General features: G+C 38.9%; 17 protein-coding genes and 1 pseudogene. 13 read left to right on the forward strand and 5 right to left on the reverse strand.

Annotated features, from left to right (window positions below):
• Positions 1 to 11: 11 nt before the first annotated feature.
• The 6 genes from H5122_RS03780 (at position 12) to H5122_RS03805 (ending at position 6536) form a co-directional block, all read left to right on the forward strand.
• Positions 12 to 782, forward strand: a complete 771-nt coding sequence (locus H5122_RS03780) for an enoyl-CoA hydratase/isomerase family protein (protein ID WP_182681318.1) — start codon at positions 12 to 14, stop codon at positions 780 to 782.
• 8 nt (positions 783 to 790) lie between these two features.
• Entirely contained in the window at positions 791 to 2794 is a 2004-nt protein-coding gene (locus H5122_RS03785; RefSeq protein ID WP_182681319.1) for an acetyl/propionyl/methylcrotonyl-CoA carboxylase subunit alpha, read from the forward strand.
• Positions 2794 to 3690 (forward strand): hydroxymethylglutaryl-CoA lyase, encoded by an 897-nt coding sequence (locus H5122_RS03790; protein ID WP_165723427.1) that lies wholly within the window; start codon positions 2794 to 2796, stop codon positions 3688 to 3690. The genes H5122_RS03785 and H5122_RS03790 overlap by 1 nt, the downstream gene beginning before the upstream one ends.
• A gap of 261 nt (positions 3691 to 3951) precedes the next feature.
• A complete protein-coding gene (locus H5122_RS03795) occupies positions 3952 to 4650 on the forward strand; it encodes a CoA transferase subunit A (protein ID WP_008135270.1) in 699 nt (232 codons plus the stop codon).
• A gap of 14 nt (positions 4651 to 4664) precedes the next feature.
• Positions 4665 to 5321 carry a CoA transferase subunit B gene (locus H5122_RS03800; RefSeq protein WP_039489749.1) on the forward strand — a complete coding sequence of 219 codons (657 nt, stop codon included), beginning with the start codon at positions 4665 to 4667 and terminating at the stop codon, positions 5319 to 5321.
• Between the two features lie 333 nt (positions 5322 to 5654).
• Positions 5655 to 6536, forward strand: a complete 882-nt coding sequence (locus H5122_RS03805) for a LysR family transcriptional regulator (protein WP_002961883.1) — start codon at positions 5655 to 5657, stop codon at positions 6534 to 6536.
• A 743-nt stretch (positions 6537 to 7279) separates the two neighbouring features.
• On the opposite strand, the gene H5122_RS03810 is transcribed toward H5122_RS03805, so the two are convergent.
• Positions 7280 to 8056, reverse strand: coding sequence for an amino acid ABC transporter substrate-binding protein (locus H5122_RS03810; protein WP_182681320.1), 777 nt, complete (start codon positions 8054 to 8056; stop codon positions 7280 to 7282).
• 133 nt (positions 8057 to 8189) lie between these two features.
• Complete coding sequence (msrA, locus tag H5122_RS03815) at positions 8190 to 9479, reverse strand: peptide-methionine (S)-S-oxide reductase MsrA (protein WP_182681321.1); 1290 nt, start codon at positions 9477 to 9479, stop codon at positions 8190 to 8192.
• A gap of 248 nt (positions 9480 to 9727) precedes the next feature.
• Here msrA and pxpB point away from each other — a divergent pair, with 248 nt between their 5' ends.
• The 6 genes and pseudogenes from pxpB (at position 9728) to H5122_RS03845 (ending at position 14988) form a co-directional block, all read left to right on the forward strand.
• Positions 9728 to 10393 (forward strand): 5-oxoprolinase subunit PxpB, encoded by a 666-nt coding sequence (pxpB, locus tag H5122_RS03820; protein WP_182672615.1) that lies wholly within the window; start codon positions 9728 to 9730, stop codon positions 10391 to 10393.
• Entirely contained in the window at positions 10386 to 11312 is a 927-nt protein-coding gene (locus H5122_RS03825; RefSeq protein WP_182681322.1) for a biotin-dependent carboxyltransferase family protein, read from the forward strand. The genes pxpB and H5122_RS03825 overlap by 8 nt, the downstream gene beginning before the upstream one ends.
• A gap of 44 nt (positions 11313 to 11356) precedes the next feature.
• Positions 11357 to 11641: pseudogene (locus H5122_RS20280) on the forward strand (5-oxoproline transporter, DUF979 family subunit); the annotation flags it as partial.
• Positions 11634 to 12302: a pyroglutamyl-peptidase I gene (gene pcp, locus H5122_RS03835; protein ID WP_182681323.1), complete on the forward strand. Its 669-nt coding sequence runs from the start codon at positions 11634 to 11636 to the stop codon at positions 12300 to 12302. The pseudogene H5122_RS20280 and the gene pcp, both read left to right, overlap by 8 nt.
• A 153-nt stretch (positions 12303 to 12455) precedes the next feature.
• The gene (gene asnB, locus H5122_RS03840; RefSeq protein ID WP_182681324.1) at positions 12456 to 14129 is read left to right on the forward strand and encodes an asparagine synthase B; all 1674 of its coding nucleotides are present in this window, start codon (positions 12456 to 12458) and stop codon (positions 14127 to 14129) included.
• A complete protein-coding gene (locus tag H5122_RS03845; RefSeq protein WP_182681325.1) occupies positions 14113 to 14988 on the forward strand; it encodes a PhzF family phenazine biosynthesis protein in 876 nt (291 codons plus the stop codon). Before asnB ends, H5122_RS03845 begins: the two co-directional genes overlap by 17 nt.
• Before the next feature lie 279 nt (positions 14989 to 15267).
• Here the strand turns inward: H5122_RS03845 and egtD are convergent, their stop codons facing one another.
• Both egtD and egtB read right to left on the reverse strand, forming a co-directional pair.
• Complete coding sequence (egtD, locus tag H5122_RS03850) at positions 15268 to 16242, reverse strand: L-histidine N(alpha)-methyltransferase (protein ID WP_182681326.1); 975 nt, start codon at positions 16240 to 16242, stop codon at positions 15268 to 15270.
• Entirely contained in the window at positions 16239 to 17510 is a 1272-nt protein-coding gene (gene egtB / locus H5122_RS03855; protein ID WP_182681327.1) for an ergothioneine biosynthesis protein EgtB, read from the reverse strand. Before egtB ends, egtD begins: the two co-directional genes overlap by 4 nt.
• Positions 17511 to 18137: 627 nt before the next feature.
• On the opposite strand from egtB, the gene H5122_RS03860 reads away from it, so the two are divergent.
• Positions 18138 to 19718 (forward strand): BCCT family transporter, encoded by a 1581-nt coding sequence (locus H5122_RS03860; protein WP_182681328.1) that lies wholly within the window; start codon positions 18138 to 18140, stop codon positions 19716 to 19718.
• Positions 19719 to 19798: 80 nt separating this feature from the next.
• Here the strand turns inward: H5122_RS03860 and H5122_RS03865 are convergent, their stop codons facing one another.
• A complete protein-coding gene (locus H5122_RS03865) occupies positions 19799 to 20509 on the reverse strand; it encodes a 3'-5' exonuclease (protein WP_033039579.1) in 711 nt (236 codons plus the stop codon).

A 20509-nucleotide genomic window follows, 5' to 3' on the forward strand; every position in this document is an offset into this window, starting at 1 on the left:
CGGAGCGCAAAATGTCAGTAACACTACAAATAACAAAATCTAATGTGGCTGTACTTGTGTTAAGTCGCCCAGAAAAAAGAAACGCATTTAACAGCGAAGTAATACATGAGCTGATCCAGTGTATTGAACATGCAAATACGCTTGATATTCGTGCTTTGGTTTTAAAAACAGAGGGTAAACACTTTTCAGCTGGCGCCGATTTAGCCTGGATGAAATCGATGGCGGATAACAACTACGCCGATAACCTAGCTGATTCGATGCAATTGGCTAAATTAATGCAGGTATTGGCAAGCTCCCCGCATCCTACAATTTGTGCTGTGCAAGGTGCTGCTTTTGGTGGTGCACTGGGCTTAATTGCCTGTTGCGACATAGCCCTTAGTAAAGACGATGCGCAATTTTGTTTAAGCGAAGTAAAGCTGGGTCTTATCCCCGCTGTTATTAGCCCGTATGTCATTAAAGCCATTGGTGAACGCACTGCTCGCAGGTACTTTTTAACGGCTGAAGTGTTTGATGCACATACTGCTAAGCAACTTGGTTTAATTCATCAAGTAACCGGTAATTTAGACTGTGCGCTCGATAACATGCTGCAAACACTGATTGATAACGGACCTGTTGCAGTAAAAGCCGCAAAAGCATTAATTAATGATGTAGCAAATAAACCAATAACCGATGAACTCATTGAGCTTACCGCAGAACGTATTGCAAAAATTCGCGTATCTGAAGAAGGTCAAGAAGGGCTAAGTGCTTTTTTTGATAAACGCTCACCCGCTTGGCAACTGTAGGATTGATTATGAAGACACAAAGATTACAAAAAATACTAATTGCCAATCGTGGAGAAATTGCGTGCCGTGTAATGCGCAGCGCAAAACAAATGGGCTTAACCACGGTCGCGGTATACTCTGATGCAGACAAACATGCCCAGCACGTAAAAATGGCTGACGAGGCTTACCATATTGGTGCCGCGCCAAGTAAAGATTCGTATTTAGTAGCAGACAAAATTTTACAAGTTGCCAAAGACTGCGGCGCTGATTGTATTCACCCAGGCTATGGTTTTTTATCTGAGAACAGCGAATTTGCTAAAGCCTGCGAAGCTAATAACATTGCTTTTATAGGGCCACCAGCAAGCAGTATTGAAGCAATGGGGTCTAAAACCCGCGCTAAAGAAATAATGGCAGCTGCTAATGTGCCATTAGTACCTGGTTATTATGGTGATAAACAAGACCCTGCTTTTTTACAAAGTGAAGCTGAAAAAATTGGCTACCCTGTACTAATTAAAGCCGCCTTTGGTGGCGGTGGTAAAGGTATGCGCGTTGTACAAAAAGCAAAAGACTTTATGAGCGCACTACAAGGTGCGCAACGTGAAGCGATTGCCGGTTTTGGTAACGATTTAGTATTACTTGAGCGCTACGTTAACCAGCCTCGCCATGTTGAAGTGCAAGTATTTGCAGATAACTACGGTAACTGTGTTTATTTAGGCGATCGTGATTGTTCTTTGCAACGTCGTCATCAAAAAGTAATTGAAGAAGCCCCTGCTCCGGGTTTATCTGACGAACTACGCAAAGAAATGGGCGAAGCGGCTGTACGTTGTGCACTGGCTATAAATTATAGAGGCGCAGGTACGGTTGAGTTTTTACTGTGTGGCGATGAATTTTTCTTTATGGAAATGAATACGCGCCTTCAAGTAGAACACCCTGTGACCGAAATGGTAACGGGTGTAGATTTAGTCAATTGGCAAATTAATATTGCGGGTGGGCAAACATTGCCACTGACACAAAGTGATATTCAATTGCAGGGTCATAGCTTTGAAGCGCGTATATACGCAGAAGATCCAGCTAACGACTTTATCCCGTGCTCGGGCACTATTGAAGCACTACACACACCCCTTAACAGCGAATTTGTACGCATTGATACAGGCATTGCACAAGGCGACGAAATTAGCCCATTTTATGATCCGATGATTGCAAAACTTATTGTGCATGACGACAATCGCGAACAAGCACTGAGCCGCTTACAACAAGCCCTTGAGCAATTTCATTTAGCGGGTTTTAGCACTAACATTGGCTTTTTACATAATTTAGCAAGCCACCCTACGTTTGCGCAAGGTGCGCCAAGCACACACTTTATTGCTGAGCAAGGTGACTCGTTAGTTGCGGTTAATAAACCGTTATTACAAGCAAGTCAGCTTATTGCTGCTTTTGCGTATTTAGAATCGCTAACTAACACCCAAAATGCGCAAAACAGTGCAAGCCCGTGGCAACAACTGAGTGGTTTTACACTCAATTCACCACAAGCAATTAAAGTCCCTTTTGCCGATTTACAGCTAAGCGCTATAAAAACGACAGCGGGCTATAGTATTACGCATAACGAGCACGTATTTAACCTACAAGGCACATTAAATAATAATCTGTGCACTGTATTTATTAATGGTGAAAAACATAGCGCGCACGTAACTACGGTTGGTAATAGTACTGCGGGCAATATTGTCACTGTTATGAATAAAGCACTGCAAACTAAGCTTGAACTAGTTGATAAACATTATATTAGTTCGCACGAAAGCGAAGCTTTGCCACTTGCGGCGCCGCTTAATGGCACAGTAGTTAAGCACTTAATCGACATTGGTAGCACAATTACCAAAGGCGATGCGGTTGTTATTATCGAAGCCATGAAAATGGAATACACGCTTAACGCACCACACGACGGCATTTTAAGAAGCTACTGTTTTGGTGAAGGCGAATTAGTAACGCATGGAGCCTTACTTGCTATTGTCGAAGATACAACAGAGGAAGGTGCATAATGAGTGCCTTTCCAAATAAAGTACGTATTGTTGAAGTTGGCGCGCGAGACGGCCTACAAAACGAAAAAACAGTAAGCACAGCCGATAAAGTAGCGCTTATTAACGCCCTAAGTGCTGCTGGCTTAAAAGATATTGAAGCTGGCGCGTTTGTCTCCCCTAAGTGGGTGCCACAAATGGCAGACTCAGCGGATGTAATATCAGCCCTTGATTTACCCAATGTAAATTTAAGCGCCCTTACACCTAACTTAAAAGGTGCACAAGCAGCGCACGCTGTTGGTATTAAAGAGTTTGCTATATTTACAGCTGCAAGTGAGTCGTTTTGTCAAAAAAATATCAACTGCTCAATAGACGAAAGTATTGAACGTTTTAGCGAAGTAATGGCGTTTGCTAAAGCTAATAATATTCGTGTACGTGGTTATGTAAGCTGTGTACTCGGCTGCCCCTATGAGGGTGATATTGACCCGCAAGCAGTACTAAGTGTATCGCAAAAGCTATTAGATTTAGGCTGTTACGAAGTAAGCCTTGGCGATACCATAGGTGTTGGCACCGCAAAAAAAGTAACGCAATTAATCGAGTTACTTTTAACGCACATTGATAAAGCCAAGTTGGCCGTGCATTTTCATGATACATACGGCCAAGCGCTCACAAATATTTACGCAGCTTTAAGCCTAGGTATTGCAACGGTTGACGCGGCAGTTGCGGGCCTTGGTGGCTGTCCTTATGCTAAGGGGGCGTCAGGAAATGTTGCCACCGAAGATGTAGTTTACTTGCTGCAAGGGCTTGGCATTGAACACTCAATTGATTTACAAAGGTTAAGTGACGCTGGCTGGGAGATAACCAAAGCACTTGGTAAACAACCTGTGAGCAAAGTATCTGTGGCACTGCACACAAAATAACCTGAGCTTTGGATAATAAATCTATCTCGAACAGCTATTTTCAGCACTAACTGCGTTGAATTTACTTGCAATAGGCCAGCTATTGACGCGTAAATTCGCCTTGTTTTCACTGAAAATCTCTGGCTAGAGAAAATAAATTTAAATATTACCCTGATTCATATGTTAGTAAATCTATTAACCAGAGTTCAGGTTAAATAGCTATCTTATGAAATGATGATTAAAGATAGTTAACAACAAATAGCACACAATGAGGAGAGACTCATGGCCGGTTTTGATAAGGTAGTTTCTAGTTACGAAGCTGCAATGGAAGGATTAAAAGACGGCGATACCATTATTGCCGGTGGTTTTGGTTTATGTGGTATTCCTGAGGGCTTAATTAAACAAATTAAGCACATGCAAACAAAAAACTTAACCGTAGTATCTAATAACTGTGGTGTTGATGACTTTGGTTTAGGTATTTTATTACAAGACAAACAAATTAAAAAAGTAGTTGCCTCGTACGTTGGCGAAAATGCCCTATTCGAGCAGCAGTTATTAAGTGGCGAAATTGATGTAGAGCTTACGCCTCAAGGTACACTAGCTGAAAAAATGCGTGCTGGTGGCGCGGGTATACCTGCGTTTTACACCGCAACCGGTTACGGTACTCCAGTTGCTGAAGGCAAAGACGTAAAAGAGTTTAATGGTCGCCCGTATATTTTAGAAGAATCTATAACGGGTGAATTTGCTATTGTTAAAGCGTGGAAAGCCGACCGCTTTGGTAATTTAGTGTTTAGACACACCGCCATGAACTTTAATCCAATGGCGGCAACAGCGGGCAAAATTACCGTTGCCGAAGTAGAAGAAATTGTAGAGCCGGGTGAGCTTGAACCAAGCCAAATTCATACCCCGGGTATTTTTGTAAATCGCGTTATTAAAGGCAGCTTTGAAAAACGCATTGAACGTGTAACAACACGAGATTAAGCAGGAGCAAAATTATGGCATTATCACGTGAACAAGTTGCAATGCGCGTTGCACAAGAACTTCAAGATGGTTACTACGTAAATTTGGGCATAGGAATTCCGACACTCGTCGCAAACTATGTACCAGATGATATTGAAGTTATGTTACAGTCCGAAAATGGCCTTTTAGGCATGGGCCCGTACCCGACTAAAGCAGAGCTAGACGCCGATATGATTAACGCGGGTAAAGAAACCGTGACAGCAGCCACTGGTGCAGCCATATTTAATAGTGCAGATAGTTTTGCCATGATACGGGGTGGTCATGTAGACTTAACCGTTCTGGGTGCATTTGAAGTTGACCAGAATGGCAACATCGCATCGTGGATGATCCCTAAAAAGCTGATTAAAGGCATGGGTGGCGCGATGGATTTAGTCGCTGGCGCGAAAAATATTATTGTTACTATGACCCATGCAAGTAAGCATGGTGACTCTAAACTATTAGAGGCCTGCTCTTTACCGCTTACTGGCGTTAATTGCGTAAAAAAAATAGTAACAGATTTAGCCGTATTAGAAGTTAAAGACGGCGCATTTCATCTATTAGAACGTGCTCCGGGCGTATCTGTTGATGAAATCATTAGTAAAACAGCAGGTAAATTACTTGTTGACGGTGAAGTTCCAGAAATGGTTTTTTAGGCTTTAGCTTAAAATAACGCTTTACCCTGTACCGACCTCATTCCCAGTGCCAATGGCGCTGAGTTACCCAAAATCCCTCTTACGAGGGATTTTTTTTATCTTTTGTCATTATTTTTACCGTCATTCATACATCTGTAGTAAATTTTATCTATAATACAAATATAAATTAAATGTAAGCGCTTAGATTCTTTGCACTATTTTGTGGATAGCCTGCACCCTTTTTGTGAACTAGCGTTAATTTTATTTTTAACCTACTGATATTTAAAGATTAAATAGTTGGTTCAAATTTTGCCTAAGTAAGGCGTCTCAATAAATTAAATAATTCTGGAAAACATGCAAACTCCTATTCGTGGCCTTCGCTCTTTTTGCTTTGCCGCAAGAAGCCTAAGTTTTAAGCATGCAGCTAATGAGCTGTACTTAACGCCGTCTGCGGTAAGCCATCAAATAAAACAACTTGAAGAACAACTTGGTATTGAGCTTTTTCAACGTAAAACCCGTTCAATTAGCTTAACCACAGCGGGTAAAAACTTTTTTGATGCTGTGTCTCCTATCATCACAATGTTAGAGAGCACCATTAATGAGTTTAGTCAGATGCAGCAAAATACAAATTTGACGATTACGCTGCCTGAATTTTTTGCCAGCGAATTACTCATGCCTAAATTAAGTGAGTGGACGTCAGAACACCCTAATATAAACCTGCAAATGGACACGCTTAAAACACGCAAAGAATTAACGCGTCATAGCGATTTATCTATTGTATTGTCCTCAGGTAAACCTACTGAAGGGTTAGCGACTGAGTTGTTTAACCTTGAATATATTCCTGCATGTAATAAAAAATTGCTCGATCAGTGGAGGGACGATCATCGTCAAGCCCTTAACCAAGTTCCGCTAATCTTGCACAAAGCTCGCCCTTGGGCTTGGCATCAGTGGGCCGAAAAAGCAGGGATTGATGACTTTTCTCCTTCGCAGATTATTCAAATAGATAGCATGTTTGGTGTAGCGCGTGCAGCGCAGCAAGGCATGGGCATTGCACTTATTCCACTGCCTATTAGCCAAAGCTGGCTAGATGAGCAATGGCTTTACAAATTATTCGAACAGCCTTTAACAACTAAAGATAAATACTATTTAGTGCAGCACGAATCAAGCACGCCTAATCACCCGCTTGATTTATTTGCGAAGTGGGTTGTAAATACGTTTAGAAAAATTCAAGAATAATCCCCTATTAGACGAGTTCAGTAATACAACCTACTCTGTGTTGTATTACTGAACTCGTCTAAATCTCTCTGCAATTTTTAATAATATTTTTTAATTAAATACATAAACTTAGCGCCACACATTAGACTAAAGTCTATAGTTTAATTTTTTTCACTCATTGGTTTTGTTTTTATCGTTTGTCGAAAATAAAGTTAAATATTAAAGTTGCTTTATCAGCTCAAAACAACTTAGTTAAATTGTTTCTTAAGAGCAATAAATGCAACCTTTAGAGTTTTAGTAACTCAAACGTAGCAGTGAAAAGAATCTTATATTGTGTGTGTAAGATGTTGTCAGTGTGAAAAAGCGGTTCAAGTTAGGTGGTGACTTGGCTTGAACTGTTTTTATTTTTGGCGCAAACCACATGATATGCAATACAAAGCTACCAACGTGTAGTAAACAGAATCTTTATATTGTGTGTGAAGATGTTGTCAGTGTGAAAAAGCGGTTCAAGTTAGGTGGTGACTTGGCTTGAACTGTTTTTATTTTTGGCACAAACCACATGATATGTAATACAAAGCTACCAAAGCGTAGTAAACAGAATCTTTATATTGTGTGTGAAGATGTTGTCAGTGTGAAAAAGCGGTTCAAGTTAGGTGGTGACTTGGCTTGAACTGTTTTTATTTTTGGCGCAAACCACATGATATGCAATATAAGTTTAATACTTTTAAAAGCCCCGTAAGTTATAACTTACGGGGCTTTTTTAGTTAATTTTTAATTTGATATTCTTTTTTTAATTTACTTATTTGCACTTTATGTGAAATCAAGAAGGTATTAAATTTCTTGATTATGTCAGGGTAGTCAATCGACGATAATAAAAAGGCTTGTAAATCTGTCGGCAATTCGTTTTGAAAATAAACAGCTCGGGTTAATTTAAAGTATTTTAGGAGGTTATAATTTAATACATCGTTAGATATGTAAATACACTCCACCCGCTCTTTTAAAAGCAACTCTATTAATTCAATTACGTTAGCTGTTTCTATTAACTCAACGTTTTCATTATTCATTAACGGTTTAAAGCTTTGAGGCGTAAACCCTCTTACCGTTGCAAAACTAATGCATTCATCAGTAGTGATATTTTTATTTAAACTCGCAATCCCCGTTTTAGTTACAACGGTTGGCTGCGAATAAATAATTTTATTTACATCAATAAATGAAGCTTTGTAGCTTGGTTTCCAGCTAGGGTTATCTGGATACTTAAAGTCGACATGGCGATGTTCCACAAATTCTTTGTAAAGTCGATTAATAGGTAGTGTGTAAAACTCAAACTTAAAGTCATGCTGCTGGGCAAACAAGGTAAGTAACTTTTGACTGAAACCATAATAGTCGCGGTTATCAGCCCGACTACCATCGTAGTATGGAAGGTATTCTATATTCTCTACGCCTACTACGTAATGAGTCGCTGATTTAGCGTTGTTTATTAAAAGCAGTAAAGCGAATGGCAAATATATTAACTGCGTTGCTATTTTTTTAAATTGATTCATTAATAACCTAAGTAATATTATTGACAATTAGCTGCACGCTTTAATTTTAACAAATTTGCAAAGATTATGATAAGCCTATTTTGTTTTATGCAAAAAAAAGCCTGATTAAAATCAGGCTTAGCAAAGAAAGGGTTTAGCTTTTATCTCTCGGTACAAAATCAAGGACTGTTGCATTAATACAGTAACGATCGCGACCTCTTGGACCTTCACCAGGAAATAAATGACCTAGGTGTATGCCTGTACTTTTAGAGCGAAGCTCAATGCGTGTCATGCCCCAACTGCTATCGTCGTGCTGTGTTACGTTGTTTTTTACAGGATGAGTAAACGACAACCAACCAGTACCTGAGTTAAACCTATCGCTTGTATCAAATAGTGGCTCGCCACTTAATTTATCAACAAAAGTGCCGTCTGGTGTATTTTTAAACTCTTTGTACTCTTTACAGTAAGGTCTATCTGTTCGTGCATCAAATGCAACTTTATAAGCATCACTGTTACCTAATTTAAAAGCGCCTAATGCTTTATAAAACTCTTCGGGCGTTGCGTAACCTTGACGGCCATATACCTCAACGCCATTTTCTAAAAACAAAATGGTTGGTGTTGCCCACGTGGCTGACTTAATAGTTAAATCATCAAGTTGGTCAGCATGGCGAAACGACATTGGTATTGTTCCTTTGTAATCACTTGCGACTGCTTTTTTAAACTTTTCACAATATGGGCAGTATTCACGTGAATCAAGTACCACTATTTGCTTTCCTGCTAATAAAGCCGTGTTATCTACTTTTTCTACAGGTGTTTTATTAAAAACAACACCGGTAGAATGATCTGGGCAATAGCCATTAGGGTTCTTTTCTAAATAATTTTGATGATACTCTTCTGCCGATACAAAACCTTGAAGCGGTTTAATAACTGTTTCAATTTTGCCATAGCTCGCATCAGTTAAAAGCTGCTGATATTGCGATTTAACTTGCTCAGCTACTTTAGCTTGCGCATCAGTAGTCGTTAATACAATTGAGCGATATTGCGTACCAATATCGTTACCTTGGCGATTTTTTTGTGTAGGGTCGTGACTTTCAAAATAGTTTTTTAAGAGATCTTCTGCTGAAATTATATTGCTGTTATACATAACTTGTACAACTTCAGCATAATTGTTCTCGTCAAAACGACGAGACTGATCAGTAATGTTTCTGTAGGTAGCTTTAAAGCCATTACCGTCAGCGTACCCCGATTCAGCATCAATAACGCCATTAAGCGCTTCGTAGCGTTTTTCGGCTCCCCAAAAACACCCCGATCCAAGTACAATGGTTTCTACATGCATGGTGGCTTCTACATTACTGTGCTCAATCTTTTCCATAGATAAAGCAAAGCTGCCTGCGCTAAATATAATAGCAGCGCCTGATAAATATAATAAATGCTGGTGTTTCATAAAGTACCTCTTAAACAAGTGCGTGCTAACTAAGACCTCCTTATCCTAATTTTTATTTCAACCTAATTACTTATTTAGTACGAAGCGTATTAAGTTTTGGTCTTCAATAAGTTAAATACGATTAATTGAATATAAAACTACTCTTAAAGTAAGTTGGGCAATAAACATAACCACTTAGTCGCAATGGTGTAAATAAATTAATAAAACTGTGTTACGTTTAAATAATGTTGTACAAATAGGTTTATTTAATGAAGCCAGCTCCTCATATTTATGCATTAACAAACAGTAGTTTACTGTTTGATGCATCGCATTTAGACGCTACAGATAGACTCTCTATTCAAAAGAAAATTTGGGCTTTAGCTAGCCACTGTAAAAGCACTGATGAATTTAGCGATTTAGTGCCCGCCATGAACTCGCTCACTCTCTATTTAAAATTAGATAAACACTTAAATAAGTGGTTACAAGTGCTACCTTCGCTGTGGAATGAGATTAAAACGAGTACTTTTAAGGGGCAGCATCACTTAATCAAAACCTCATACAAGGGTGAGGACATTAATTACGTGGCTCGCTATCATAATTTAAGTGCCGATGAAGTTATTAATATTCATAGTAAAACCAAGTACCACGTTTTATTTTTAGGCTTTCAGCCCGGTTTTGCTTACCTACATGGCTTAAATGAGCAATTACATACACCAAGACGTGATGAGCCACGCACTAGGGTTCCTAAAGGCTCTGTTGCGATAGGTGCTGCACAAACCGGCATTTACCCCGCAGATACCCCAGGTGGTTGGCATATAATAGGTCATACAGATACTGCTTTGTTTGATTCGACCTCTGAGCAACCTTGTTTAATTCAACCAGGCGATACGCTTGAATTTGTTCCGCTCGTTAATAAAGGAGCAAATCATGATTAAAGTACTTAAAAGTGGTGTATTACTTACAATTCAAGATTTTGGCCGTGAATGCTACCGCCATTTAGGTGTAAGCAAAGCGGGCAGCCTAGACCCTATTGCACAAATCATTGCTAATAGATTACTTAACAATAACAACAATGATGCCGTTTTAGAAATAACTGTAGGTTTGTGCGAACTGGAATTTACCTGCGACACAGTAATTGCGCTTCATGGTGCAGATTTGCAAGCAACCCTTGATGGACATGCAATTTATCCTGGTTGGACATACGCAGTAAAAAACAAACAAATCCTAAGTTTTGCTACTGGTAGAGCAGGCTTAAGAGCTTATTTAGCAGTGAAAGGCGGTATACAAAATGCTGAGGTTATGGGTTCTAAATCTACAGATTTAAACGCATGTTTTGGTGGTTTTGAAGGTAGATCTCTCACCACTGGTGATGAAATACCTATTACTCCTTATTATGGAGAGTTTATAAAGGTAGGCGCAATTGCTCCCGCCCAGCGCAAGCTTATACGCCTGCATCCAAGTCCTCATGCCGACTTATTAGGCGAGCCTTTACTTAGCAACTTTGTGTCTACCGCTTTTAAAGTCAGCAATAATAGTAACCGAATGGGTGTAAGGCTTGAGCATAAAAATAATTTGGGCCATTCGCACTCTTTGCCATCATTAGGGGTGAGCCCTGGGAGTATTCAACTCCCACCAAGTGGAGAGCCGATTGTGTTACTAAATGATGGCCAAACTACAGGGGGCTACCCTCTGCTAGGGACTGTTATTGAAGCCGACTTACGTCAATTTGCACAGTTTAGACCTTTAGATACTGTTGAGTTTAAATATGTAACGTTTGAAGAAGCAGCAAAGGCGAAGCAGAAACTTGACGGACACCTGCATCAATTGAGCCTTGCACTTAAAAATAACCTATAAAAATATTCTAAAAATAAATAGGAAAACTATGTTCGACTTAAATTATTGGCCCTGATAATCGTTTTATACTGGTTTTTCTGTATTGTGTAGGTATGGCATTTTTAATTGGAGGTCATGGGCGCAAGCCCTGCTCCATTAGTTCCGCTCGGCATGTATAGCGGCTATTGCTGTATGTTAATGACGCCTATGGCAGCAAATTTAATATTCTTCCTGCAGCTCTTTTAAACTTAAAAAATAAGTACTATGTAATTAAGGTTCAAATTCAGACGGCAGTTACCTTACTCGCCGTTAATATTATTTTAATGTATAGCTTGGTGTGTAATGACTAAATCAACTTCTTCTATGGCGTGTGTATTAATAACCGGCTTTGCGCCTTTTGGTAGCGAAACTATCAATCCTTCTTGGCAAGCAGTGCAAAAACTTGATGAAACTATCATCATGAAACACAAAATATGTACACTAGAACTTGCCTGTGAGTTTAATACGTCTATTAGTCAGCTTATAAACGCCATTGAGTCACATAATCCGGCGGTTGTTTTATGTATAGGCCAAGCCGGTGGGCGCAGCGAAATATCAATTGAGCGTATTGCAATAAACGTTGACGATGCACGCATTAAAGACAATGCAGGTAAGCAGCCTATCGATACACCAATAGAAAAAAATGGCCCTGATGCCTATTTCACAAACTTACCAATAAAGCGCATGTTACAAGCATTGCACAACAGCAATATACCTGCTGCCATTTCCAATACGGCAGGTACGTATGTATGCAATCACGTTATGTATGGCCTTATGCATTACATAAATGATCACTGCGCTGTAATGAAAGGTGGCTTTGTGCATATTCCTTATTTACCAAGCCAAGCTGTGCACCACAATGGCGCACCTAGCATGTGTGAAGACACTGTTATTAACGCGCTAAAAGTGATGATTGCACAAGCTTTGAACAATAATAACGACGTAAAAATAGCAGCAGGCACCACGCATTGACCACTTTGGTGCGGTTACATACAACTTGGTGCATAAATTATTCTTAATTAATTGTAAAAGCTATGTGACTTGAGTAATTTTTTCTGATAAAACAAGGTTTCGCAGCACAGCAAATTGGCTTTGCTGCACACATAATAGGAATGAGGAGTTACTATGTGTTCAATTTTTGGGGTATTAGATATTAAATCTGATCCCGCTCAATTGCGTACCCAAGCAATTGAAATGTCAAAGCTGCTTAGACACCGTGGCCCAGATTGGTCTGGTGTATATGCATCTGAAAAAGCTATTTTAGTACATGAGCGTTTAGCTATTGTTGGTGTATCAAGCGGTGCACAGCCTTTATACAATCCTGAAAAAACAAATATTTTAGCGGTTAATGGCGAGATTTATAATCATAAAGAACTTGCAGCAGAGCTAGATGTTGATTTTACTTTTCAAACTCAATCAGACTGTGAAGTTATTTTAGCGCTTTATAAACAAAAAGGGCCTGACTTTTTAGATGATCTAAATGGCATTTTTGCATTTTGTTTATACGATGAAGAAAATGACGCTTACTTAATTGGCCGTGACCATATTGGTATTATCCCGCTTTACACTGGTCACGACGAGCACGGTAACTTTTACGTTGCTTCTGAGTTAAAAGCACTTTCTCCAATTTGTAAGCATATTGAAGAATTTCCATCAGGGCATTACCTGTACAGCAAAGATGGCAAAATGACACCTTATTACAAGCGTGATTGGGAAACATTTGATGCAGTTAAAGATAACAGCGCACAAGCACAAGACGTTAAAGATGCATTAGAAGCGGCCGTTAAACGCCAGCTAATGTGTGACGTGCCTTACGGTGTATTACTTTCTGGTGGTTTAGACTCATCGGTTATCTCTGCTATTACCCAGCGTTTTGCTGCAAAACGTATTGAAGATAACGACGAAAGCGATGCATGGTGGCCTAAGTTGCATTCTTTTTCAGTAGGCCTTGAGGGTTCACCTGATTTAGCCGCGGCCCAAAAAGTAGCTGACATGATTGGTACTATTCACCACCCTATCATTTTTACCATTCAAGAAGGTATTGATGCACTGCGTGAAGTGATTTACCACATTGAAACGTATGATGTAACAACGATTCGTGCCTCTACACCTATGTACTTAATGGCTCGCCAAATTAAAGCGATGGGCATTAAAATGGTGTTATCTGGCGAAGGTGCTGATGAGCTATTTGGTGGTTACTTATACTTCCATAAAGCCCCTAACGCACAAGAGTTTCATGAAGAGCTAAACCGTAAAGTATCAAAACTGCATATGTTTGACTGTTTACGTGCTAATAAATCAATGGCAGCATGGGGCGTTGAAGCACGTGTACCGTTCCTTGATAAAGAATTTGTTGATGTTGCTATGCGTATCAACCCTGAAGCCAAAATGTGTAAAGATGGCAAAATTGAAAAACACATTTTACGTGAAGGTTTTGATGGCTACTTACCTGATGAAGTTTTATGGCGCCAAAAAGAGCAATTTTCAGACGGTGTTGGTTACAGCTGGATTGATACGTTAAAAGAGTTTGTAAATGAGCAAGTGAGCGATCAAGAGCTTGCAAATGCTAAATTTAAATACCCTATTAATACGCCAGATTCAAAAGAAGCTTACTACTACCGTACTATTTTTGAATCGCACTTTCCTGGTGATGCATCAGCTAAATGTGTACCACATGGTAAATCGGTAGCGTGTTCGACTCCTGAAGCACTTGCATGGGACGCATCGTTCCAAAACAATGCAGATCCATCAGGTCGCGCTGCGGGCGTTCATAACGACGCGTATGCAAGCAAAGGATAACACTCTTTTTTTAACGAAGCGTAAGCCCAAATGGCTTACGCTTCGTTGTATAAAACTCACTTCCACCGAATCTGTTTTTTATAGCCCTGCAAATAACTTAAAAGGCTCAAGTGCTTTAATTGTTATTTATAAAATTGGGTTAACATCAAAAACAATGCAATATATTGCATCACAATCAAATCACCCTGCTACCGTATTTTTAAATCAAAATGAGATAACTAAACGCCATTGTAATATTCGCTGGTTTAACCAAACAAGTGAAATTAAACGCTGTGGGCATGGTACTTTAGCGGCCGCTAATTTTTTAATAAAATATTTTGGTTATTGCCCTGAAGTATTTACATCAATGAGTAATGAGCGCTTTATTATAAGAGTAAAAAAACAACGCGCACAGTTGTTACTAAAAAGTATAGAGTCTAAAAAAAGCGAATTGGCTAAAGGTGAGTTACAAAGTGTGTTTTCATTAGCAATAAAAGCAGCCTACAGTGCCGGCGAAAATAACGGTTATACGGTTGTGTTATTTAATGAAGAATTTAATAAAGAATTTAGTAAAGACGTTGAAAAAGACGATTTAAAAAGCTTACACGTTGATTTTAAAGCTTTGAGTAAACTCCACAAAAATGCAGTTATAGCGCTTAGTATAAAAAATATAGACAAAAAAAATGCCATAGCGCATTTTAGATATTTTGCCCCCCAGTTTGGAGTAAATGAGGACAGTGCAACGGGCTCTGCGGTATCTGTTATTGCCCCCCTGCTATTTAGACTACATGGTTTAAATAAAGCTAAGCTTATACAGCAATCAAATAATGGTGCATTGCTAAGCTATGAGTTTAGCAATGCTAAAGTTGTCATTTACTAGGGCGTGTTGATCTTTGCGAATTGAAATTTGTTCAATCTAGGGCCGATTAAAGCGCGGCGCGAGGTTTGTAACCTAGTGGGCTAAATAAAAATCGAGCAACAAAGAGTTTATCGCCCCTAGGCAGAACCCGAAGGGCAGCACATGTTTGGCATTTATGCTGCGTTATCGCCTATTTATGTGGAATAACCACACTTCATAGGCTCTGCCTTGCCTAAAAACCAAACATATTGCTGCAAATTCAACTATCAAAGATCAACACGCCCTAAACTTAAGTAACGTTTAAAGCGGCCTTAATAAGCACAATGCAAAATAGTTACTATCGTCTTGCCATGTTTGCTCTAACTTTAAATTAGCTTGCGCGGCAAGCTGCTTAAACGACTCGAGCGTGTACTTATGAGAGTTTTCTGTATGGATACTTTCGCCTTCAATAAAGTCTATTTGCTGATCATTTATAATCACGCTTTGATTACAGTTACTTACTAAATGCATTTCAATACGGCTATGTTGCTCGTTAAAGCGTGACTCGTGGCTAAAGTTATCTATATTAAATGTGCCGTTTAGCTCGTTATTAATACGTTGTAGTAAATTTTTATTAAATGCGGCGGTGACTCCCGCTTTATCGTTATATGCATTGAGTAACACTTGGCGCTCTTTTACTAAATCAACCCCAATTAATACATAACCGTTTACACCACATAAGCGATGGAAATTATTCATAATTTCTATAGCTTTAACTGGGGCAAAATTACCAAGAGTAGAGCCTGGAAAATACACCAAATTGGTTTGACTATCTAAAGCGGTGTCTTTGGTTAGCTGTTTAACCATTTGGCTATGTGTAAAGTCTCCTAGTAATGGCGAAATTGCCAAATCTGGGAATAACGGTGACAAATGTGCAAGTGAATAACTGAGCATCTCCTCAGAAATTTCAAACGGTACGAAGGTTTTTACGTTTGCCATGTGCGCTAATAAATACGCGACCTTTTTACCCGAACCACACCCAGGCTCAATAATAGAGAGATTTTCAGGTAGCATTTGAGCAATCGACTGCGAGTATTCCTCTAAAATAGACAACTCCGTACGTGTAACATAATACTCTTGTAAGGATGTTATTTGCTCGAATAATGCAGCACCTTTATCATCGTAAAAATACTTACACGGAAGCGTTTTTTGTTGTTGAGTTAATCCGCTTATCACGTCGTTTAAAAATTCAGTGTCGGTTATGTTACTTTGTTTAATCGCTGTTACTTGGCTCATACTATATCCTTAGCTAGTCTTATCCCGCTGCACATCCACGCTTGATATGGGTAATAAAAATTTCGGTATGTTTGTCGTAAATGGTTTTGAGGGGTAAACACACACCCGCCCCGTAACACCATTTGGTTATTCATAAATTTACCATTGTATTCCCCTGCTACTCCTTCAATAGGCTTAAAACCGGGGTATGGCAAATATGCACTGTTTGTCCATTGCCAACATGAATCCGTTAACTGGTTTATTTCAGTATTATCTTTTGCTTGTTGTGGTGTTAGGTAGTTATTATTAGTGTCTGTTAAAGGTGTATTTTTAGCTGCATATTCCCACTCGAACTCTGTAGGCAAGCGAGCCCTTACAAAATTAGCATATGCGCTGGCCTCAAAATAACTAACATGGCTGATGGGGGCACTTAAATTTAAAGGCTGCAATCCATAGTGTGTAAACTCAAACCATTCGTTATTTATGTAATGCCAATATAATGGATGCGTTAAACGAGTGTTTTGAATATGCGCCCAACCGTCACTTAACCAATATTGTGGATTGCTATATCCACCGGCATTTATAAAGTCTAAATATTCACCATTAGTGACCAATCTATTAGCAAAACTGAATGGATGAATTAGTACTTGGTGTTTGGGGCACTCGTTATCATATGCAAATTCATCTTTGGCATTTGTGCCAATATTAATAATGGCTTTTTCAAAATTGATAAAATTAATGGGTTTAATATCAGCTGATTTTTTTTGGCTATTTAAAAGCGATGTTTTATATTGAGGAAATAATGGATTTACTGAAAAGTTATATTTGATGTCCATAAGCATTAGTTCTTGATGCTGTTGCTCGTGGTGTAACCCAAGTTCAATAATATCTTTAATGTGCGGGTTAACGTCAGTCTTAAGTAATTCAATCACGCGGCTATCTACATGTTCTCTGTAAACTAGCACTTCGTCTAAACCTGGCCTAGATAAGCTTCCTCTGTTTGCCCGTTTAAATTGATCTCCAATCCCATTGTAGTAAGAATTAAAAAGCATTTTGTAGTGAGGATTAAACACTGCGTACTGTTTACAATGAACACTAAGTAAAAACGTTTCAAAAAACCACGTGGTATGCGCTAAATGCCATTTAGTAGGACTGGCATCAGCCATAGCTTGAAATTGGCAATCTTCTACAGTGAGTGGTTCAATAATAGCTAGGCTTTCGTCTCTAACGCTGCAAAAGCGTTTAACAAGTTCGTTTTGATTGGTATCGTTTGTAACGCTTTCACGCATAATAGTATTAATCCTTTGCCTATCTATTTATAAAATATAGCTTAGTGCTGTGTTAAATCATATTCATATTACAACTTGATTAAAGATGCTTATCCGCTTATAAAATTATAATAGCCTTGAAGAGAAATTTGCTCTTTGCTAGCCGGTTTTTGATTATTCTTACGTGCATGCAAGCATGAAAAATAACGCATAAGCTTTTACCGAACCGCTAAGCTATAAAACTAGGAGCGATTAAATTGCGCTAGATTAAATAAATTTCAATCCTTAAAGACTAACAAGTCCTAATATTTAAGCATTAATTAAGCTACTTAAAAATGATCTTTTTTTACTTAATCAAGTAAATTAATACTTTTAATAGCAAACTAAATTTTAACGTTCACTGAGTTTTTAAATTTAGGGCTTTTAAATGAAAGAATCATGAATTTGGCCATATAAACAGCGTTTTAAATACAAATTCATTTACATTTAATATTTAACTCATACACTACTAGCTGTATGATCACGCTTCAAATTAGTTAGTCTTCAAATAATTACGGTATTACTTTTTACTTAATATTTAAAGACTAATGTAATTCGATATGACGCCGAATTTATTTTGGCTTGTTAGGACAACTAAAGAGGTATTGCATGAAGGAAAATCATGACAAATATAGTATTGACAACACGGATTACACCGTAGGTCAGGACAACGTACAAAAGTGGGGGTTTGATATTCACAACCCTGTTTTTGGAACTAGTGCGGGCCTGATTGTCATCTTTTTAATCGCCATACTTGTTACCGACCCACAAACTGCAAAAACAGCGCTTGATAGTATCAAGACCGATATTATTAATAATTTTGATGCCCTATTTATGTGGGCTGCAAACTTCTTTGTACTCTTTTGTTTAGCACTTATTGTTTCTCCTTACGGTAATATTCGCCTTGGTGGTGATGACGCTAAACCTTCTCACTCTCGCGTTTCATGGCTTGCTATGTTATTTGCTGCGGGTATGGGTATAGGCCTTATGTTTTGGGGCGTTGCTGAACCAGTTGCTTACTTTACTGGTTGGTACGAAACACCGCTTAATGTAGCCGCTAATACACCAGAAGCTGCAAAATTAGCAATGGGCGCAACTATGTTTCATTGGGGTCTTCACCCTTGGGCTATTTACGCTGTTGTTGGTTTATCTCTTGCATTTTTTACCTATAACAAAGGTTTACCGCTTTCAATTCGTTCTATTTTTTACCCTATATTAGGTGATAGAGCGTGGGGTTGGCCTGGCCATATCATTGATATCTTAGCTGTACTTGCTACGTTATTTGGCCTTGCAACATCTTTAGGTTTAGGTGCGCAACAAGCTTCTGCAGGTATTAACCATGTATTTGGTACAGAAGGTGGCATTGGCTCTCAAATTCTAGTTATTGCGGGTGTAACACTTTTAGCTATTGTCTCTGTGGTTCGTGGTATTGACGGTGGTGTGAAACTACTAAGTAATGTAAATATGTTAATTGCGTTTTCATTATTATTGTTTGTATGTTTAGTAGGCTTTGCTGTAGCAATGGGTAATGTACCCACTACCGTGATGGGCTATGTAGAAAATATTATTCCATTGAGTAATCCTCACGGTCGTGAAGACGAAACATGGATGCATGGTTGGACTGTGTTTTACTGGGCTTGGTGGATTTCCTGGTCACCGTTTGTAGGTATGTTTATCGCGCGTGTATCACGTGGTCGTACAATTCGTGAATTCTTAATTGCGGTTTTACTTATTCCTACTCTAGTTACTGTTTTATGGATGTCTATTTACGGTGGTATTGCGATTGAACAAGTAGTTAATGGTGTTGGTGCGTTAGGCACTAATGGTTTAACTGATGTACCTTTAGCTATGTTCCAAATGCTTGATGAATTACCTTTATCTAATATTTTATCGTTTATTGCAATTTTATTAGTGTTGGTATTTTTCATTACGTCATCTGACTCTGGTTCATTAGTAATTGATTCAATTACAGCTGGCGGTAAAATTGATGCACCGGTACCACAACGTATATTTTGGGCATCGGTTGAGGGCGCAATTGCAGCTGCTTTACTTTGGATTGGTGGCACACAAGCAATTGAAGCACTACAAGCAGGCGCTGTCTCTACAGGCTTGCCATTTACTATTGTATTATTATTTATGTGTTTAAGTTTAGTTTTAGGTTTACGAACTGAGCCTCGCCCAGTTAAATAATACTTTCAGTAAGTAACACTTTTAATTAGTAACGAAAACGCCGCAATTTTTGCGGCGTTTTTTTGTTTGGTCATTAAAAGCTAGAACCACAGCTCTGAGATTGGAGTATCTACACGATAATGATAACTCAGTTGCGCTTGTAAAAGTTCTGCTGTAGCAAGTGCATCCGTTAACGCATTGTGATTTTGATATGCTGGTAGGGAATAACGCGCACGGCAATCTGTTAGCCTAAGAGAACCTAATTTTGTGTTAAACAATCGGCCTAATAAACCCTGCCTTGCTTTTAGTGCTCTTTTTTCTATTTCCATTGTATCAACAAGTGCAAACTCAATACCTTCTTTAAGCCTTAACAATAACGCATTATTTAAAAAGTGACGTTCTATTGCGGCATAATGCACCACGACAACTTTACCACTGAGCGCTTCAAGTAAAGGCTCTATAATTTGATTAAAGTCGGGGGCGTCGTCCACCTCAGAGTGCGTTATTCCATGTATTAAAATAGACTCTTCATGAAGGTTGCGCCTAGGCTGCACAACCCAATGCCGACTGTGCTTACAATAAATGCGCTCTAAATTGAACGGCACTAAACCAACACTCACTATATCGTCGTTTTGGCTATTTAAGCCTGTTGTTTCAAAATCCATTGCTACAAAAGGTACGTCTTTTATTGCAGCTTTGTCTTGGTTATAAGCACCCGCATAAAAGTGTTTTAAGAGTTTATTTTTGGTGCTATTGGCAAGCTCGTTATACCTAGCTTGCCAATCAATTGCTTTATGATTACGCGGATTCAT

The organism is Pseudoalteromonas sp. SG43-8, from assembly GCF_014164245.1.
Classification (GTDB): Bacteria; Pseudomonadota; Gammaproteobacteria; order Enterobacterales; family Alteromonadaceae; genus Pseudoalteromonas; species Pseudoalteromonas distincta.

Excerpts from the sequence above, each read along its gene's own strand:
- H5122_RS03780 (WP_182681318.1), top strand. The coding sequence starts at position 12 with ATGTCAGTAACACTACAAATAACAAAATCTAATGTGGCTGTACTTGTG.
- H5122_RS03785 (WP_182681319.1), top strand. The coding sequence starts at position 791 with ATGAAGACACAAAGATTACAAAAAATACTAATTGCCAATCGTGGAGAA.
- H5122_RS03790 (WP_165723427.1), top strand. The coding sequence starts at position 2,794 with ATGAGTGCCTTTCCAAATAAAGTACGTATTGTTGAAGTTGGCGCGCGA.
- H5122_RS03795 (WP_008135270.1), top strand. The coding sequence starts at position 3,952 with ATGGCCGGTTTTGATAAGGTAGTTTCTAGTTACGAAGCTGCAATGGAA.
- H5122_RS03800 (WP_039489749.1), top strand. The coding sequence starts at position 4,665 with ATGGCATTATCACGTGAACAAGTTGCAATGCGCGTTGCACAAGAACTT.
- H5122_RS03805 (WP_002961883.1), top strand. The coding sequence starts at position 5,655 with ATGCAAACTCCTATTCGTGGCCTTCGCTCTTTTTGCTTTGCCGCAAGA.
- H5122_RS03810 (WP_182681320.1), bottom strand. The coding sequence starts at position 8,056 with ATGAATCAATTTAAAAAAATAGCAACGCAGTTAATATATTTGCCATTC.
- msrA (WP_182681321.1), bottom strand. The coding sequence starts at position 9,479 with ATGAAACACCAGCATTTATTATATTTATCAGGCGCTGCTATTATATTT.
- pxpB (WP_182672615.1), top strand. The coding sequence starts at position 9,728 with ATGAAGCCAGCTCCTCATATTTATGCATTAACAAACAGTAGTTTACTG.
- H5122_RS03825 (WP_182681322.1), top strand. The coding sequence starts at position 10,386 with ATGATTAAAGTACTTAAAAGTGGTGTATTACTTACAATTCAAGATTTT.
- pcp (WP_182681323.1), top strand. The coding sequence starts at position 11,634 with ATGACTAAATCAACTTCTTCTATGGCGTGTGTATTAATAACCGGCTTT.
- asnB (WP_182681324.1), top strand. The coding sequence starts at position 12,456 with ATGTGTTCAATTTTTGGGGTATTAGATATTAAATCTGATCCCGCTCAA.
- H5122_RS03845 (WP_182681325.1), top strand. The coding sequence starts at position 14,113 with ATGCAAGCAAAGGATAACACTCTTTTTTTAACGAAGCGTAAGCCCAAA.
- egtD (WP_182681326.1), bottom strand. The coding sequence starts at position 16,242 with ATGAGCCAAGTAACAGCGATTAAACAAAGTAACATAACCGACACTGAA.
- egtB (WP_182681327.1), bottom strand. The coding sequence starts at position 17,510 with ATGCGTGAAAGCGTTACAAACGATACCAATCAAAACGAACTTGTTAAA.
- H5122_RS03860 (WP_182681328.1), top strand. The coding sequence starts at position 18,138 with ATGAAGGAAAATCATGACAAATATAGTATTGACAACACGGATTACACC.
- H5122_RS03865 (WP_033039579.1), bottom strand. The coding sequence starts at position 20,509 with ATGAATCCGCGTAATCATAAAGCAATTGATTGGCAAGCTAGGTATAAC.